A 17,442-nucleotide genomic window follows, 5' to 3' on the forward strand; every position below is an offset into this window, starting at 1 on the left:
TAAGCCCGTAGATTTGGCTTCTGCCCGAAGGGCGTGGGCAGAGGCCAAATCTGCAGGCTTAGCAAGACTCGTGGATAACGCAGAGGGTTGGAAAAATAGTCGTTCAGTTAGCGTGCCAGTGATTCAACCCGCCGCCAGCAGCCTGCGCAACTTCGCCAGCACTGGCGCTGAATCCGGGCGCACGCCGCGCCAGAGCAGGAAGGCCTCTGCCGCCTGCTCGACCAGCATCCCCAAACCGTCAACCGATTGCGCCGCGCCGTGCGCCGTGGCCCAGCGGCAAAAGGCGGTGGGCTCTTTGCCGTACATCATGTCGTAGCAGAACGTTACGCCGGGCTGGATCAGGCTTGGGGAAACAGGCGGCAGTTCTCCGGCCAAGCTGGCGGACGTGGCATTGATGATCACATCCACCGACTCTTCAAGCCAGTCGAAACTGCTGGCAAACACCGGACCAAGGTCGGCAAATTCCTGCGCCAGACGTTCGGCTTTCTCGACCGTGCGATTGGCGATCACCAGCGCTGCAGGCTCTTGCGCAAGTAACGGTTCAAGCGCGCCACGCACTGCACCGCCCGCGCCCAGTACCAGAATCCGCTGGCCCCGCAAGCTTATTGAGCAATTGACCGTCAGGTCGCGTACCAGTCCCGCACCGTCGGTGTTGTCGCCCAGCAACGAGCCGTCGTCGAGTTTGCTCAAGGTGTTGACCGCGCCAGCGCGCTGGCCGCGCTCGGTCAGGCTGTCAGCCAGACGAAACGCTTCTTCCTTGAACGGCACGGTCACGTTGGCACCACGCCCGGTCTGGAAAAATGCCTGGGCAAACGCAGTGAAGTCGTCGAGCGGGGCCAGCGCAGCCTGGTAATCCAGTGGCTGCCCGGTCTGCTCGGCAAACAGGCGATGAATCAGCGGCGACTTGCTGTGACCGATAGGGTTACCCAAGACAACGTAGCGATCCATCAGTTGTCCGCCAGCCAATCGCGATCGGTCAAAAAGTAATCAGTCAAATGCGCTTCTTCGCTGCCCGGTGCGGCTTTCCAGTCATAACCCCAACGCACTTGCGGCGGCAGCGACATCAGGATCGATTCGGTTCGGCCACCGGACTGCAGACCAAACAGCGTGCCACGGTCATAGACCAGGTTGAACTCGACGTAACGCCCACGCCGGAACTCCTGAAACTCGCGTTGCTGCACGGTGTACGCCGCAGCCTTGCGACGACGCACAATCGGCAGGTAGGCATTGATGAATGCATCACCGATGGCGCGGATAAACGCGAAGCTGGTGTCGAAATCCCACTGGTTCACGTCGTCGAAAAACAGGCCGCCGATGCCGCGCGGCTCGTCGCGATGCTTGAGGTGGAAGTAGGTGTCGCACCACGCTTTGTAGCGCGGATAGACGTCATCGCCAAACGGCGCACAGGCGCGCTCGGCGACCCGGTGCCAGTGCACGCAGTCTTCTTCTACGCCGTAGTAGGGCGTCAGGTCGAAACCACCGCCGAACCACCAGACCGGCTCTTCGCCTTCTTTTTCAGCGATGAAGAAGCGCACGTTGGCGTGAGACGTCGGCACATGCGGGTTGTGCGGATGGATTACCAGCGAAACACCCAACGCCTCGAACCCCCGCCCGGCCAGCTCAGGCCGATGTGCGCTGGCCGATGGCGGCAGGTTGCTGCCGAACACGTGGGAGAAGTTGACGCCGCCTTTCTCAATGACCGCGCCGTTCTCGATCACCCGTGTGCGACCGCCGCCGCCCGCCGGACGTGTCCAGGCATCTTCGATGAAGTGTGCGTTGCCATCTTCCTGCTCAAGCGCGATGCAGATGCGGTCTTGCAGGTCGAGCAGGTAGGCTTTTACGGCCTCGGTGCGGGTACTCATGGCGATCCCTTACGGCTGACTTCAAACGGCTGGCCCCCGGAGCAGAAGGGGCGCAGGCAAATTGGCGCGTAGCATACCATCGGCAGGCAGGACTGGCAGTTGACGCAGGTCGGGCGAAGGAGTCCGATAGGGTTTTTCGCAGCCCTTCAACCATCAAGGAGAGAACACATGGCAAAGCGTATCCAGTTCAGCACGGTCGGAGGACCCGAGGTGCTTGAATATGTCGATTTCGAGCCAGAGGCGCCGGGGCCGCAGGCGGTGGCTGTGCGCAACAAGGCGATTGGCCTGAATTTCATCGATACCTATTACCGCAGCGGGCTGTATCCGGCCTCGTCATTGCCGTCCGGTCTGGGCGCGGAAGGGGCCGGGGTGGTCGAGGCGGTGGGCGTTGAGGTGACGCGCTTCAAGGTCGGCGACCGGGTCGCTTACGGCACCGGGCCGCTGGGGGCGTACAGCGACGTGCATGTGCTGCCCGAGGCGAATCTGGTCAAGCTGGCCGACTCGGTCAGCTTCGAGCAGGCCGCTGCGCTGATGCTCAAGGGCCTGACCGTGCAATACCTGCTGCGCCAGACTTATCAGGTGAAGCCAGGCGAGATCATTTTGTTTCATGCTGCTGCGGGCGGTGTCGGCTCGTTGGCGTGCCAATGGGCCAAGGCACTGGGCGCGAAGCTGATCGGCACGGTCAGTTCGCCGGAGAAGGCGGCACATGCCAAGGCGCTCGGTGCCTGGGAAACCATCGATTACAGCCACGAAGATGTCGCTAAACGTGTGCTGGAGCTGACCGACGGCAAAAAATGCCCGGTGGTCTATGACGGCGTAGGGCAGGACACCTGGCTGACGTCGCTCGACAGCGTGGCGCCGCGTGGGCTGGTGGTGAGCTTCGGCAATGCCTCGGGGCCGGTTTCCGGTGTGAATCTGGGCATTCTGGCGCAGAAGGGTTCGGTGTATGTCACGCGCCCGACGCTGGGCAGCTACGCCAACAACGCGCAGAATCTGCAGACCATGGCCGACGAGCTGTTCAACATGCTCGCCAGCGGCAAACTCAAGGTCGACAACATTCAGCAATACGCCCTCAAGGATGCCGCCGAGGCGCAAACCGAGCTGTCAACCCGGCGCACCACGGGCTCGACCATTCTGATCCCGTAAGTCAGCGTCAGCCTGCGCGCACGACCTGACCGGTCGCGATGTCGCGGATTACGCTGGGGTTTCGGCGGCCGCCCAGGCTGCCGCCGAGCACGCCGTCGATCTGACCCCGGAAGTATTGCTCGACACGCAAGCGCGAACGGGCCGCCGGACGACCCGCCGGGTTGGCCGAGGTCGAGATCAGTGGGCCGACCAGCGCGCACAGCTCGCGCACGGTCGGGTGATCGGTGACGCGCAGCGCCACGGTTTCATGAATTCCGGTGATCCACTCGGGCAACAGGTTCTGATGCGGCACCAGCCAGGTGTTCGGCCCCGGCCAGGTGCTGGCCATGCGGTCGAGCCACAATTCGGGGAAATCTTCGAACAGGAAGTCGAACTGGCGAATGTTGTCGGCAATCAGGATCAGGCCTTTTTCCACCGGCCGCGATTTGATCGCCAACAGGCGATAGACCGCTTCTTCATCCCATGGATCACACCCCAGCCCCCAGACTGCTTCGGTCGGGTAGGCAATCACCGCACCGGCTCGAATATCCTGAGCGGCTTGTTGCACACGCCAACTGCTGACCATTGTTTGTCTCTCCGCTAAATCCTGGCAGCAGTTTAACCTCAGGGCGCTCTGGCGAACCATCGTCCTGCTTCACAGCTTATTCTTCCATCCAGTTCCAGCTCGGTCAGGCCTGCCAGGACCTTGGGCAACGGCCAGCCGCTGGAAACCGAAAGCCCCTCACTGGTATGCGGCGCGGCATGCAACAGCGCCAGCAACGGATGATCGCAGGGCGCGGGCCTTGCAGGTTGCGGGGCAGGGCCGGGCGCTATGCTCCTCCAGTGCTGCAAGCCTTCAAGGATGTGCTCGACGGTCTCGACCAGCGTCGCGCCGTCACGGATCAACTGGTGACAACCTTTCGCGCCCGGATGATGAATCGAGCCCGGTATCGCGTAAACCTCACGGCCATGTTCGGCCGCCAGTCGGGCGGTGATCAACGAGCCGCTGGCGACGCTGGCCTCGACCACGAGTACGCCAAGCGACAAGCCGCTGATGATCCGGTTACGACGCGGGAAGTTGCTGGGCTGAGGTCCGGCGTCCAGCGGGAACTCGGAAATCACCGCGCCGCCCTGTTCCGCCATCTGTGCTGCGAGGGCACGATGCTGCTGTGGATAAAGTTTTTCGAGCCCGGTGCCCAACACGCCGATTGTCAGCCCGCCGACATCCAGTGCGCCCTGATGCGCGGCGCCGTCAATGCCGCGAGCCAGACCGCTGGTGACCACAAAACCGGCTCCCGCTAGGCTGCGCGCAAACGCCCTGGCGGTGTCCAGTCCGGGTCTGGAGGCACGACGACTACCGACCATGCCCAACTGCGGACGTTCGAGTATCGAGGGGTTGCCGGCAATGAAAATCAGCGGCGGCGGATCGGCGATCTCGGCCAGCAGCGCGGGGTAGCAAGGGTCGTCCCACATCAGCAAATGCTGGCCCGGACGCTCTAGCCAGGCCAGGGCTGCGCTTGCACCATCGCGTACCGAGGCATCCCGTCGCGCGTCCGCGCATGCACTCGGAATACCCAGCGCACGCCATGCACTGGCCGGCGCGCTCAGTGCCGAGGAAGCCGAACCGAACGCATCGATGAGCTTGGAGAAGCGTTTCGGTCCGACCTCAGGCAAGCGATGTACGCGCAAACGCGCTTCCAGCTCTGCGGGTGAAGAGAGAGCTTTTTCGAACAGTGGCATGAGATCGTCCCTGATCCATCGTGCATCTCAAGCGATGCACAAACCTGTGGATAACTCTGTTGACAACAATTTGATAACTGACTGGCTGGTAACACAATTCCGTATCAGAACTGAAACACGGGCTACGGGTTGCGAACCTTGTCCATGATGGCCAAAGATCGGTTAGCTTGCAGGACCAAGGCGTAACTAAGCTTGTCGTAGGTGCGGAAAACCATCAGCAGGCCGGCCCGTTCGTCGGGGATTTTCACGTATTCACCCGTGACCCGGTCGCGCACCGTTTCGCTGGTCTTGTAGATCGCCAGCACATTGCCTTCGGTCAGACCGTCGCGCTTGCCTCTGTTCAAGGTCACCACGTCCATCACGCCCACCTGGGTGACGCCACGCGGCACATCCAGAATCAAACCGTCGACCGGGCCCTGCGGCGCGCTCGGCAGGAAGGTCGAGTTGATCGCCCGCTCTTCGCTGGCGAACAGGCGATCGCCGGGGCGTACCTCCTGGGTGGTGCGCTGCAACGTCAGGGTCGAAACATCGCCCTCGGCGGCAATCACCTCAGCACTGCCGACATCGTCGGCGTTGATCCCCAGCACTTCGTTGGTTTGCGGATCGACGTAGACCTTGCCCTGACGAAAGATGCCGTAGACGGAGTGCGCCGGGTCCAGCCGGCCGCGCGAATAGGCGCGATCACCCGCGCCGCTGAGCACGCGCTCAGCGTTGCCGGCGACGATGTACGGCGCTCTGTCGAACTGTTCGGCACTGTCGACGATGCGGTTGCTGATCAGGAACGCGTTGAGCGCGCCCAGCGGAATGCTCGGAATCGCCTCGACCATCGGCGTGCTGCGCACACGCGGTGACAATTTAATGGTGCCACGCGACTCGCCACGGTTGAGCGTCACCCGTGGCTGGCCGTCGACCCAGGTCAGCGCAAGCGTGTCGCCGGGGTAGATCAGGTCGGGATCACGGACCTGCGGATTGGCCCGCCAGATCTCGCGCCATTTCCACGGTTCACGCAAAAACTTGCCGGAAATATCCCAGAGCGTGTCTCCGGCGACCACGGTGTAGCTCTGCGGGTAGCCTTCCCTGAGTTGCACTTGCGCCTGGGCAAGACCGCTGGCGGTCAGGAACAGCAGGGCGAGTAGTGATTTCCTCATGCGGTGAATCCCTTTATCATGTTGCCTCACGCGAACCCTAGAGTCCTGTCCTGGGCTGCCTGCCTTGAACTCCCGAGCCCGGCACCCGACCTTGACTTTACCTTAACAGTGCAGCTCTTACGTATATGGCCATTCTAAACATCCTCGAATTTCCCGATTCGCGCCTGCGTACCATCGCCAAACCTGTAGCGATGGTAGACGACGGCATTCGCCAGTTGGTCGACGACATGTTTGAAACCATGTACGAAGCGCCGGGCATCGGCCTGGCCGCGACACAGGTCAACGTCCACAAGCGCGTGGTGGTCATGGACCTCAGTGAAGACCGCAGCGAACCGATGGTCTTCATCAATCCTGAAATCGAAAAGCTGACCGATGAAATGGATCAGTATCAGGAAGGCTGCCTCTCGGTGCCGGGTTTCTACGAGAACGTCGACCGCCCGCAAAAAGTCCGCGTCAAGGCGCTGGACCGCGACGGCAAGCCTTACGAACTGGTTGCCGAAGGCCTGCTCGCCATCTGCATCCAGCACGAATGCGATCACCTGAACGGCAAGCTGTTCGTCGATTACCTGTCCAACCTCAAGCGTGACCGGATCAAGAAAAAGCTCGAAAAACAGCACAAGCTCAACGCTTGATCCGTTGCCCCCCCCAAAAGGCCTGCACAAGGCCTTTTTGTTTTTTCAGAATGAGAAGCCCATGACTGAGCCACTGCGCATCGTCTTCGCCGGCACCCCGGAATTTGCCGCCGAACACCTCAAGGCCCTGCTCGACAGCCCTCACCAGATTGTGGCCGTGTACACCCAGCCTGATCGCCCGGCCGGTCGTGGACAAAAGCTGATGCCCAGCCCGGTCAAGCAGCTGGCGTTACAACATGACATCCCGGTGATGCAGCCGCCAACGCTGCGTGACCCGGCGGCACAGGCTGAACTGGCCGCGCTCGCGCCGGATTTGATGGTCGTGGTCGCTTACGGTCTGATCCTGCCGCAAGTGGTGCTGGATATTCCGCGCCTGGGCTGCATCAACAGCCACGCGTCGCTGCTGCCACGCTGGCGCGGGGCGGCACCGATTCAGCGTGCGGTGCAGGCCGGTGATGCCGAAAGTGGCGTGACCGTGATGCGCATGGAGGCAGGCCTGGACACCGGGCCGATGCTGCTCAAAGCCGTGACGCCGATTACCGCGCAAGACACCGGCGGCACGCTGCATGATCGCCTGGCCGAAATCGGTCCGCCGGCGGTGTTGCAGGCTATTGCCGGGCTGGCGGATGGTTCGCTGGTCGGTGAGGTTCAGGACGACAGCCTGGCCAACTACGCTCACAAACTGAACAAGGATGAAGCGCGCATCGACTGGAGCCGTCCGGCCGATGAACTGGAGCGTCTGGTCCGCGCCTTCAACCCATGGCCGATCTGCCACAGCACGCTGAACGACGAAACCCTGAAAGTGCTGGCGGCCGATCTTGCCGAAGGGCAGGGCATGCCGGGGACCATTCTCAGCGCCAGCAAGGACGGCCTGATCGTCGCCTGCGGCCAGAACGCCTTGCGCCTGACCCGTGTGCAACTGCCGGGCGGCAAACCGTTGAATTTCTCTGACCTGTTCAACAGCCGCCGCGAGAAATTCGCCATCGGCACGGTGCTCGGCCAATGAATCCGCGTCTGGCCGCCGCCAAGGCACTGGCTGCAGTGCTCAGTGGCAAGGCGTCGCTGAACAGCTCGCTGCCCACGCAGCTGGACAAGGTCGAGCTGCGTGATCGCGGTCTGACCCAGGATCTGGCATTTGGCACAGCACGCTGGCAGCCGCGTCTGTCGGCGCTGGCCGCCAAACTGTTACAAAAGCCGTTCAAGGCTGCCGATGCCGATGTCGAGGCGCTGCTGCTGGTGGGCCTTTATCAGCTGTTTTACAGCCGCATCCCTGCGCATGCGGCCATTGGTGAAACCGTTGGCTGCGCCGACAAGCTGAAAAAGCCATGGGCCAAAGGCTTGCTCAACGCCGTGCTGCGTAATGCACAACGCGATGGCGAGGCGCTGCTGATAGAGCTGGAACACGACCCGGTGGTGCGCACCGCCCACCCGCGCTGGCTGCAAAAAGCCCTGAAAGCGGCATGGCCGGAACAATGGGAAGCCATCTGCGCAGCCAACAACGCGCACCCGCCGATGATTTTGCGGGTCAATCGCCGTCACCACAGCCGCGATCAGTACCTTGAGCTGCTGAGTACTGCCGGGCTTGAAGCCAGTGCCTGCACGTTCAGTCAGGACGGCATCGTGCTGGCCGAACCGTGTGACGTGCGCTCGCTGCCCGGCTTTGCCGAAGGCTGGATCAGCGTTCAGGACGAAGCCGCGCAACTGGCCGCCGACCTGCTGGAACTGGCCCCAGGCCAACGTGTGCTCGACGCCTGCTGCGCGCCGGGTGGCAAGACCTGCCATCTGCTGGAAGTGCAGCCCCAACTGAGCGCCGTGGTGGCCGTGGACCTGGAAGCCAAGCGCCTGGTGCGCGTGCGTGAAAACCTCGACCGGCTGGGCCTCGACGCAGAGCTGATCGCCGCCGACGCCCGCGACACGGCAAGCTGGTGGGACGGCACGCCGTTCCAGCGCATCCTGCTCGACGCGCCGTGCTCGGCCACCGGCGTGATTCGTCGTAATCCGGACATCAAGCTGACCCGCCAACTGGACGACATCGCCGCACTCGCAACCTTGCAGGGCGAACTGCTCGACGCGCTATGGCCTACGCTGCAAGTGGGCGGCATGCTGGTATATGCGACCTGCTCGACGCTGCCGACCGAAAACACCGACGTTATCGAAGCGTTTCTGGCCCGGACGTCGGGGGCCAGAGAGCTGGATATCGCCGGGCAGGCCGGGCAGCCAGCGGCCGGCATCAAGCAGGCGCATGGCCGCCAGTTGCTGGCCCAACAGGGTGGTCACGATGGTTTTTACTACGCCAAACTGATCAAGATCGCAGCGGCGCGGGAGTAAGCAGGTGAAAATCATCATTCTCGGTGCAGGTCAGGTCGGCGGTACGCTGGCCGAGCATCTGGCGGGCGAAGCCAACGACATCACGGTGGTCGACACCGATGGCGACCGCTTGCGCAATCTGGGCGACCGTCTGGACATCCGCACCGTGCAGGGCAAAGGCTCGTATCCGGCGGTGCTGCGCCAGGCGGGTGCCGATGATGCCGACATGCTGGTCGCCGTCACCAGCAGCGATGAAGCCAACATGATTGCCTGTCAGGTGGCCTACACGCTGTTCCATACGCCCACCAAGATCGCGCGGATTCGCGAGTCGGCCTATCTGACGCGCGCTGGCCTGTTCGACAAGACCGCAATTCCGGTCGACGTATTGATCAGCCCGGAACAAGTGGTGACCAATTACATCAAGCGGCTGATCGAATACCCCGGCGCGTTGCAGGTGATCGACTTCGCGGAAGGCAAGGCGCAACTGGTCGCAGTCAAAGCCTATTACGGCGGGGCGCTGGTGGGTCAGCAATTGCGTCAGTTGCGCGCGCACATGCCCAATGTCGACACGCGCATTGCAGCGATCTACCGGCGCGACCGGGCGATCCTGCCACGGGGTGACACGGTCATCGAAGCCGACGACGAAGTGTTTTTCATCGCGGCCAAGGCTGATATTCGTGCAGTGATGGGTGAATTGCGGCGGCTTGACGAAAACTACAAGCGCATCGTCATCGCAGGCGGCGGCAACATCGGTGAGCGCTTGGCCGAGGCCATTGAAAGCCGTTATCAGGTCAAGATCATCGAAATGAACCCGGCGCGCTGCCGCTATCTGTCGGAGAACCTCGACAGCACGGTGGTGCTGCAAGGCAGCTCCTCGGACCGCGACCTGCTGCTGGAAGAGAACATCGGCAACACCGACCTGTTCCTGGCCCTGACCAACGACGACGAGGCCAATATCATGTCTTCGCTGCTGGCCAAACGGCTGGGCGCTCGCAAGGTGATGACGCTGATCAATAACCCGGCCTACGTCGATCTGGTGCAGGGCGGCGAGATCGACGTTGCGGTCAGCCCGCAACTGGCCACCATCGGCACGCTGCTGGCCCATGTGCGGCGCGGCGATATCGTCAGCGTGCACTCGCTGCGCCGTGGCGCGGCGGAAGCCATCGAAATCGTCGCGCACGGCGATTCGAGGTCCAGCAAGGTGGTCGGCCGCGCCATCAAGGACATCAACCTGCCAACCGGCACGGCGATTGGCGCAATCATCCGCGACGAGCAAGTGCTGATTGCCCATGACATCACGGTGATCGAGTCCGGCGACCACGTGATCATGTTTCTTGTGGATAAAAAGTGTATCCGCGAAGTCGAGCGGCTGTTCCAGGTAGGGCTGAGCTTTTTCTGAACAGCGGCCAGACTGACTGAACCACTTGCCGACCGGGCCGGTCGGCAACGCTCGTCGATCAAGCCGAATTCTCTCTGGGTGCGTGTATCACAGACACACGCACCATGCCTTCACGGGCTTTATCAGGGAGAACACACGCAATGTCCGAATCCGAAAATTCCCGGGCCCCACTTCAAGGCTCACAGACCGACGGCTCGGCCGCTGGCGGCTGGCCCGCACTGAACGCAGTCAACAAGCATTTGCTGCATCAGCACGTGCTGCTCAAGGGCAACCGCACCCTGCTGTCCATGAACAAGCCCGACGGCTTCGACTGCCCCAGCTGTGCCTGGCCAGACCCGAAGAAGCCGCACACCTTCGAATACTGTGAAAACGGTGCCAAGGCGCTGGCCTGGGAGTCGACCAAAAAACGCGTCACGCCCGAGTTCTTCGCCCAACACACCGTCAGCGAGCTGGCGACGTGGAGCGATCACGACCTGGAAGACCAGGGCCGCATCACCGAACCGATGCGCTATGACGCGGCCAGCGACAAATACCTGCCCGTCACCTGGGATGAGGCTTTTGCCGAGATCGGTGAGGAGCTGCGCCATTTGAGCGACCCATGGAAGCTGGAGCTGTACACCTCCGGGCGCACCTCGAACGAAGCAGCGTTCCTGTATCAGCTGTTTGGCCGGATGTACGGCATGGCCAATTTCCCTGACTGCTCGAACATGTGCCACGAGACCACCAGCGTGGCGCTGCCCGAGTCGATCGGGGTCGGCAAGGGCACCACGACGCTGGAGGATTTCGAAAACGCCGACGCGATTTTCATCATCGGCCAGAACCCCGGGACCAACAGCCCGCGCATGATGTCCGAGCTGCACGCCGCCGCACGTCGGGGCGCCAGCATCATCTCGTTCAACCCGCTGCGCGAAAAAGCGCTGGTGCGCTTTGCCTCGCCGCAGGACCCGCGTGACATGCTCAGTCGCAGCGGCGTGAAGATCAGCTCTCAGTATCATCAGGTGAGAATCGGCGGCGACATGATTGCGCTGCAGGGCGTCTGCAAAGCGGTCATCGAAGCGGATGACGTGGCGCAGCGGGAAGGCCTGCCGCGCGTGCTGGACGTGGATTTCATTGCAGAACACACCCACGGCCTGGAGCGCTACGCAGACTACTGCCGACAGCTGCCGTGGGACACCATCGAGCGGCATTCGGGCCTGACGCGTCAGGCCATGGAAGACATCGCGGCGGTCTACATGCGTTCGGAGCGGGTCATTCGCTGCTGGGGCATGGGCGTCACTCAGCACAAACGTGGCGGCGACGCGATGCAGCAAATCATCAACCTGCTGCTGTTGCGCGGCAACATCGGCAAGCTCGGTGCGGGCGCCTGCCCGATTCGTGGCCACTCCAATGTGCAGGGCGACCGGACCATGGGCATCTACGAAATAGCAGGCGAGCCGTTTCTGGCCAGCATGAGCAAGGTGTTCGGTTTCGAGGCGTCGAGAAAAGGCGGGCATGACGTGGCCGAAGCCTGCGAAGCGCTGTTGCGCGGCGAGGTAGAGGCGTTCATTTCCATGGGCGGCAATTTCTTTCGCGCCATTCCGGACATCGACGTGATCTGCCCGACCGTCAGCCGCTTGAGAATGACCGTACTGGTCAACACCAAGCTCAACCGCAGCGCGACGGTGCATGGTCAGAAAGCCTTTTTGCTGCCATGCGTCGCACGTTCGGAACTGGACATACAGAACGGCGTGGCGCAAACCATCACGGTCGAAGACTCGATGTCGATGGTGCACGGGTCGACCGGCATGCTGGAGCCTGCGTCGAAACACCTGATTTCCGAAGTGGCCATCATCGCCGGTATCGCCAAGGCGACGCTTGCGCCCAACCCCAAGGTGGACTGGGACAGCTACGTGAACCACTACGGCCGAATTCGCGACAAGATCGAAGAAGTAATGCCCGAGCAGTTTTACGACTTCAATCAGCGCATCCTCGAGCCCGGCGGTTTCCGCTTGCCCAACGGCGCCAGCGAGCGTCAGTGGAACACTGAGTCCGGGAAGGCCAACTTTCTCTTCCCTGAAGGCATCTACGACGAAGACGACACGCCGCCGGGCGCCGAGCATCTGCAGTTGATGACGATCCGCAGTCATGACCAGTTCAACACCACGGTGTACTCCAACGATGACCGCTACCGGGATATCTACGGTGACCGCATGGTGGTGATGCTCAACCCGCAGGACATCGAGCGGCTGGGGCTGAAGGCCGGGGATTACATCGAGTTTCAGACGGCGCTGGACCTGAGCACGCCGCGGCGCGCACCGGGCTTCAAAGTCATCCCCTTCGATGTGCCGCAAGGCTGCTGCGCCGCGTACTACCCGGAAACCAACGGCCTGCTGCCCCTGGCCAACCGCGACAGCCGCAGCAACACACCGGCGGCGAAGTCCATCCCGGTGAGCCTGGTGCGGATGAGCTCGGAGGGCATGCAAGTGGCATTGGAGCGGCGTGGGTTGATAGCGGCGGCAAGTTAGCGCTCAGCGTTACAGCAAGGGTGGGTACATCCATAGGAGATGTACCGTCCCTGGCATCGCCTTCGCGAACAAGTTCGCTCCCACGCCCTTCGGGCAGAAGCCCACTCAACTATCGTGCGGCGCTCCGCGTCGCATGCCGTTCTGGACGCTCCGCGTCCGATTTTTTCTAATACCAGCGCGCCTCACCCGCCGGGCGCTTCTTGAAGCGTTTCATGGTCCACATGTACTGGCTCGGGTAGGCCCGCACGTATTTCTCGACCACTTTGCTCATCGCCGCTGCCGACGTTTCGGCGTCGGTGCTGTACATCGCTTCGGGAGCCGCCTCCAGCACAACCTTGTAGCCCGAGCCATCCGGCAGGCGCATGGCGTGCAGGAACACGCCGACTGCCTTGCCACCGGCGAGCATGTTCGGCACGAACTTGCTGGTCAGCGCCTGAGTGCCGCAGAACGGCACGAAGATACCGGCTGATTCTGCCGGCTCCGGATCGGCCGGAATACCCACCGAGCCGCCTTTGCGCACTTCCTTGATGACGCTGAGAATGCCTTCCTTGGTCGACGCCGCCACCCGGTTGCCCAGTTGCACGCGCTGCTTGCGTAGCAGGTCATCCACCGCCTTCAACTTGGGCGGACGATAGAAGATGATCGGCTTGCACTGGCTGCAATAGAAATGATTGAGCACTTCCCAGTTGCCCAGGTGGCTGGTAATCCCGACCACGCCCTTGCCAGACGCCAGCGCGTCCTTGAGCACATCGAGCCCTTCGACTTCACGCACCAGATTGATCGATTTCTGTGCAGGCCAGATCCATGCGCAGGCGCTTTCGGTGAGCGTCTTGCCGATGTCCATCAGGCTGCGGCCAACGAGCTTTTCCAGCTCGGGCTCGCTCAGCTCCGGAAAACACTTGGACAGATTGATCCGTGCCACTTCGCGCGAGCGGTTGGGCAGCTTCCACATCAACCAGCCGATGGCCGTGCCAACCCACTGCACGGCTCGCCAAGGCAGCAGGGCAAACAATCGCAGTGCGCCGACCATGACGGCGCCTTTGAACTTATCCACAGATGACTCCCAGATTCTCGAGGCGGGTAGTGTAACGTCAGCGGCTCAGGATCGCGTACCGATCACAATCGACTGTGTGGTCCATGACCATGCCGCTGGCCTGCATGTAGGCATAACAGATGGTCGGGCCGACAAACGTGAAACCGGCTTTTTTCAGCGCCTTGCTCATCGCCTCGGCTTCAGGGGTAATGGCCGGCACTTCGCTGCGCTCCTTGAAATGATTGATCTTTGGCTGCCCGCCGACAAATGACCAGAGCAGGCCGACCGGGTCTTCCAGCGCCAGCCAGGCCCGTGCATTGGTACGCACGGCCTTGAGCTTGAGACGATTGCGGATGATCGTCGGATCAAGCATCAACGCTTCGATTTCGGCGTCGCTCAATTGCGCCAGCCGCTCGACGTCGAAGCCATGCAGCACCTCGCGGTAACGCGCCCGACGCTTGAGAATCGTGATCCACGACAGCCCCGCCTGGAACCCTTCGAGCAAAAGCAACTCGAAGAGCATCTGCGCATCGCGCAGCGGCACTCCCCACTCCTGATCGTGATAAGCGATGTACAGGGGGTCTTCGTTGCACCAAAAGCAGCGTGTCATAGGGCTCCCAAGAGTGGACGTGCGGCCGAATCGGGTATACTCCCGCTCTTTGAATCGCAGCCCAGCACAGGTGAAATTTGTGAGCCAGCCTACGCCAGCCGTGCGTACCTTCCAAGACTTGATCCTCGCCCTCCAGCAATACTGGGCAGAACAAGGTTGCGTGGTACTTCAGCCCTACGATATGGAAGTAGGCGCCGGCACGTTCCACACTGCCACGTTTCTGCGCGCCGTAGGCCCGGAAACCTGGAATGCCGCTTACGTACAGCCAAGCCGTCGCCCGACTGACGGCCGTTACGGCGAGAATCCGAACCGCCTGCAGCATTACTACCAGTTTCAGGTAATTCTCAAGCCGAACCCGGACAACTTCCAGGAACTGTACCTGGGCTCGCTCAAGCACATCGGCCTCGATCCGCTGGTGCATGACGTGCGTTTTGTCGAAGACAACTGGGAATCGCCTACTCTGGGCGCCTGGGGTCTAGGCTGGGAAATCTGGCTCAACGGCATGGAAGTCTCGCAGTTCACCTACTTCCAGCAGGTCGGCGGCCTGGAGTGCTACCCGGTCACGGGCGAAATCACTTACGGCCTCGAGCGTCTGGCGATGTACCAGCAGGGCGTGGACTCGGTCTACGATCTGGTCTGGGCTGACGGCCCGTTCGGCAAAGTGAGCTACGGCGATGTGTTCCACCAGAACGAGGTGGAGCAGTCGACCTACAACTTCGAACACGCCAACGTCGACAAACTGTTCGAACTGTTCGATTTCTACGAAAGCGAAGCCGCGCGCCTGATCGAGCTGGAATTGCCGTTGCCGGGATACGAAATGGTTCTCAAGGCCTCGCACACCTTCAACCTGCTGGATGCCCGTCGCGCGATTTCCGTGACTGCGCGTCAGCAATACATCCTGCGCGTGCGCACGCTGGCCCGTTCGGTGGCTCAGGCCTACCTGCAAGCCCGGGCCCGTCTCGGCTTCCCGATGGCGCCGCCCGATCTACGCGATGAAGTATTGGCCAAGCTGGAGGCAGCGCAATGAGTGCTCAAGATTTTCTGGTCGAACTGGGCACCGAAGAACTGCCACCCAAGACCCTCGTTTCCCTGGCCGACGCCTTTCTGGCCGGTATTGAAAAGGGCTTGCAGGGCGCAGGTCTGACCTACAGCGCCAAACAGGTCTACGCCGCACCGCGTCGTCTGGCTGTGCTGATTACCGAACTGTCCACGCAACAACCGGACCGCAGCGTCAACCTCGACGGCCCGCCGCGTCAGGCCGCGTTTGACGCCGACGGCAATCCGACTCAGGCGGCACTGGGCTTCGCCAAGAAGTGCGGCGTCGACTTGAGCGAGATCGATCAAAGCGGTCCGAAACTGCGTTACAGCCAGACCATCCTCGGCAAGCCGACCCTGTCGCTGCTGCCGACCATCGTCGAAGACTCGCTGAACGACCTGCCGATTGCCAAGCGCATGCGCTGGGGTGCTCGCAAGGAAGAGTTCGTGCGACCAACCCAATGGCTGGTCATGCTGTTCGGTGATCAGGTCGTCGATTGCACGATCCTCGCCCAGAGCGCCGGTCGTCACTCTCGCGGCCACCGTTTCCACCATCCGGAAGACGTGCGTATTTCCTCGCCTGCCGGTTACCTCAGCGACCTGCGCGCGGCCTATGTGCTGGCCGACTTCAACGAACGTCGGCAGATCATCAGCAAGCGCGTCGAAGAGTTGGCCACCCAACAGGAAGGCACAGCCATCGTGCCGCCAAGCCTGCTGGATGAAGTCGCCGGTCTGGTCGAGTGGCCAGTGCCGCTGGTGTGCTCGTTCGAAGAGCGTTTCCTCGAAGTGCCGCAAGAAGCCCTGATTACCACCATGCAGGACAACCAGAAGTATTTCTGCCTGCTGGATGTCGATGGCAAGCTGCTGCCGCGTTTCATCACGGTCGCCAACATCGAAAGCAAGGACCCGGCTCAGATCATCGCCGGTAACGAGAAAGTGGTTCGTCCGCGCCTGACCGATGCCGAGTTCTTCTTCAAGCAGGACAAGAAGCAGAAGCTGGAAACCTTCAACGATCGCTTGAAGAACGTCGTGTTTCAGGCCCAACTGGGCAGCGTGTTCGACAAGGCCGAGCGTGTATCGAAGCTTGCCGCCTACATCGCCCCGCGCATCGGCGGCGACGCCCAGCGTGCGGCGCGCGCAGGTCTGTTGTCCAAGTGCGACCTGTCGAGTGAAATGGTCGGCGAGTTCCCGGAGATGCAGGGTATCGCCGGTTATTACTACGCCAAGGCCGATGGCGAGGCAGAAGATGTCGCGCTGGCGCTCAACGAGCAGTACATGCCACGCGGCGCAGGCGCCGAACTGCCGACCACGCTGACCGGCGCTGCGGTGGCCATTGCCGACAAGCTCGACACGCTGGTCGGCATCTTCGGTATCGGCATGCTGCCCACCGGCAGCAAAGACCCGTATGCCTTGCGCCGTGCGGCGCTGGGCATCTTGCGTATCCTGATCGAGAAAAAACTCGATCTGAACCTCGTCGAGACCGTGAAGTTCGCGGTCACGCAGTTTGGTACGAAGATCAAGCCAGCCGGTCTGGCGGAGCAGGTGCTCGATTTCATCTTCGACCGTCTGCGTGCGCGCTACGAAGACGAAGGTGTCGATGTGGCGACCTACCTCTCCGTGCGTGCCCTGCAACCTGCTTCGGCGCTGGATTTCGATCAGCGTGTTCAGGCGGTTCAGGCGTTCCGCAAACTGCCACAGGCCGCTGCACTGGCCGCAGTGAACAAGCGTGTATCGAACCTCTTGAGCAAGGCCGAGGGCAGCATTGCCCAGACCGTCGAGCCCAAGTATTTCGACAACGCCAACGAGTTCTCGCTGTACTCGGCGATTCAGCAGGCTGACCATGCGATTCAGCCAATGGCTGCCGAGCGTCAGTACAGCGAATCGCTGGCGCGTCTGGCGATGTTGCGTGAGCCGGTCGATGCGTTCTTCGAAGCGGTAATGGTCAACGCGGAAGACGCCAACGTGCGCGCCAACCGTTATGCCTTGTTGTCGCGTCTGCGCGGCCTGTTCCTCGGCGTTGCCGATATCTCGCTGCTGGGCTGACAAG

Annotated in this window: 15 protein-coding genes; 8 read left to right on the top strand and 7 right to left on the bottom strand. The window is 61.9% G+C overall.

The window, feature by feature from the left end:
- Positions 1–123: 123 nt before the first annotated feature.
- Together aroE and hemF are read right to left on the bottom strand one after the other, a co-directional pair.
- The gene (aroE, locus tag BLT55_RS21830) at positions 124–948 is read right to left on the bottom strand and encodes a shikimate dehydrogenase (protein WP_055000197.1); all 825 of its coding nucleotides are present in this window, start codon (positions 946–948) and stop codon (positions 124–126) included.
- Complete coding sequence (gene hemF / locus BLT55_RS21835) at positions 948–1,862, bottom strand: oxygen-dependent coproporphyrinogen oxidase (RefSeq protein ID WP_055000198.1); 915 nt, start codon at positions 1,860–1,862, stop codon at positions 948–950. Before hemF ends, aroE begins: the two co-directional genes overlap by 1 nt.
- A gap of 168 nt (positions 1,863–2,030) precedes the next feature.
- Between hemF and BLT55_RS21840 the strand changes: the two genes are divergently transcribed.
- Positions 2,031–3,008: an NADPH:quinone reductase gene (locus tag BLT55_RS21840; protein ID WP_055000199.1), complete on the top strand. Its 978-nt coding sequence runs from the start codon at positions 2,031–2,033 to the stop codon at positions 3,006–3,008.
- A gap of 7 nt (positions 3,009–3,015) precedes the next feature.
- Here BLT55_RS21840 and tsaC read toward each other — a convergent pair whose 3' ends face one another.
- From tsaC to BLT55_RS21855, 3 genes are all read right to left on the bottom strand, one after another.
- On the bottom strand, positions 3,016–3,573 hold the full coding sequence (gene tsaC / locus BLT55_RS21845) for an L-threonylcarbamoyladenylate synthase type 1 TsaC (protein WP_007248383.1): 558 nt from the start codon (positions 3,571–3,573) through the stop codon (positions 3,016–3,018).
- Positions 3,574–3,611: 38 nt separating this feature from the next.
- Positions 3,612–4,727, bottom strand: a complete 1,116-nt coding sequence (gene dprA, locus BLT55_RS21850; RefSeq protein WP_055000200.1) for a DNA-processing protein DprA — start codon at positions 4,725–4,727, stop codon at positions 3,612–3,614.
- Between the two features lie 122 nt (positions 4,728–4,849).
- On the bottom strand, positions 4,850–5,875 hold the full coding sequence (locus tag BLT55_RS21855) for a LysM peptidoglycan-binding domain-containing protein (protein WP_055000201.1): 1,026 nt from the start codon (positions 5,873–5,875) through the stop codon (positions 4,850–4,852).
- Positions 5,876–6,000: 125 nt separating this feature from the next.
- Between BLT55_RS21855 and def the strand changes: the two genes are divergently transcribed.
- From def to BLT55_RS21880, 5 genes are all read left to right on the top strand, one after another.
- Entirely contained in the window at positions 6,001–6,507 is a 507-nt protein-coding gene (def, locus tag BLT55_RS21860) for a peptide deformylase (protein WP_003401459.1), read from the top strand.
- A 61-nt stretch (positions 6,508–6,568) separates the two neighbouring features.
- On the top strand, positions 6,569–7,513 hold the full coding sequence (gene fmt, locus BLT55_RS21865; RefSeq protein WP_055000202.1) for a methionyl-tRNA formyltransferase: 945 nt from the start codon (positions 6,569–6,571) through the stop codon (positions 7,511–7,513).
- A complete protein-coding gene (rsmB, locus tag BLT55_RS21870; protein ID WP_055000203.1) occupies positions 7,510–8,835 on the top strand; it encodes a 16S rRNA (cytosine(967)-C(5))-methyltransferase RsmB in 1,326 nt (441 codons plus the stop codon). The genes fmt and rsmB overlap by 4 nt, the downstream gene beginning before the upstream one ends.
- Positions 8,836–8,839: 4 nt before the next feature.
- A complete protein-coding gene (trkA, locus tag BLT55_RS21875; protein WP_007248388.1) occupies positions 8,840–10,213 on the top strand; it encodes a Trk system potassium transporter TrkA in 1,374 nt (457 codons plus the stop codon).
- Between the two features lie 140 nt (positions 10,214–10,353).
- Positions 10,354–12,717, top strand: coding sequence for an FdhF/YdeP family oxidoreductase (locus BLT55_RS21880; RefSeq protein WP_074800887.1), 2,364 nt, complete (start codon positions 10,354–10,356; stop codon positions 12,715–12,717).
- Positions 12,718–12,883: 166 nt separating this feature from the next.
- Here BLT55_RS21880 and BLT55_RS21885 read toward each other — a convergent pair whose 3' ends face one another.
- Together BLT55_RS21885 and BLT55_RS21890 are read right to left on the bottom strand one after the other, a co-directional pair.
- Entirely contained in the window at positions 12,884–13,771 is an 888-nt protein-coding gene (locus BLT55_RS21885) for a lysophospholipid acyltransferase (protein ID WP_007252376.1), read from the bottom strand.
- 37 nt (positions 13,772–13,808) lie between these two features.
- Positions 13,809–14,360: a DNA-3-methyladenine glycosylase I gene (locus BLT55_RS21890; RefSeq protein WP_055002016.1), complete on the bottom strand. Its 552-nt coding sequence runs from the start codon at positions 14,358–14,360 to the stop codon at positions 13,809–13,811.
- 79 nt (positions 14,361–14,439) lie between these two features.
- Between BLT55_RS21890 and glyQ the strand changes: the two genes are divergently transcribed.
- Positions 14,440–15,387: a glycine--tRNA ligase subunit alpha gene (gene glyQ, locus BLT55_RS21895; protein ID WP_055002015.1), complete on the top strand. Its 948-nt coding sequence runs from the start codon at positions 14,440–14,442 to the stop codon at positions 15,385–15,387.
- Positions 15,384–17,438, top strand: coding sequence for a glycine--tRNA ligase subunit beta (gene glyS / locus BLT55_RS21900; RefSeq protein WP_055002014.1), 2,055 nt, complete (start codon positions 15,384–15,386; stop codon positions 17,436–17,438). The genes glyQ and glyS overlap by 4 nt, the downstream gene beginning before the upstream one ends.
- Positions 17,439–17,442 lie beyond the last annotated feature (4 nt).

This window comes from Pseudomonas cannabina (assembly GCF_900100365.1).
In the GTDB taxonomy this organism is placed as follows: Bacteria; Pseudomonadota; Gammaproteobacteria; order Pseudomonadales; family Pseudomonadaceae; genus Aquipseudomonas; species Aquipseudomonas cannabina.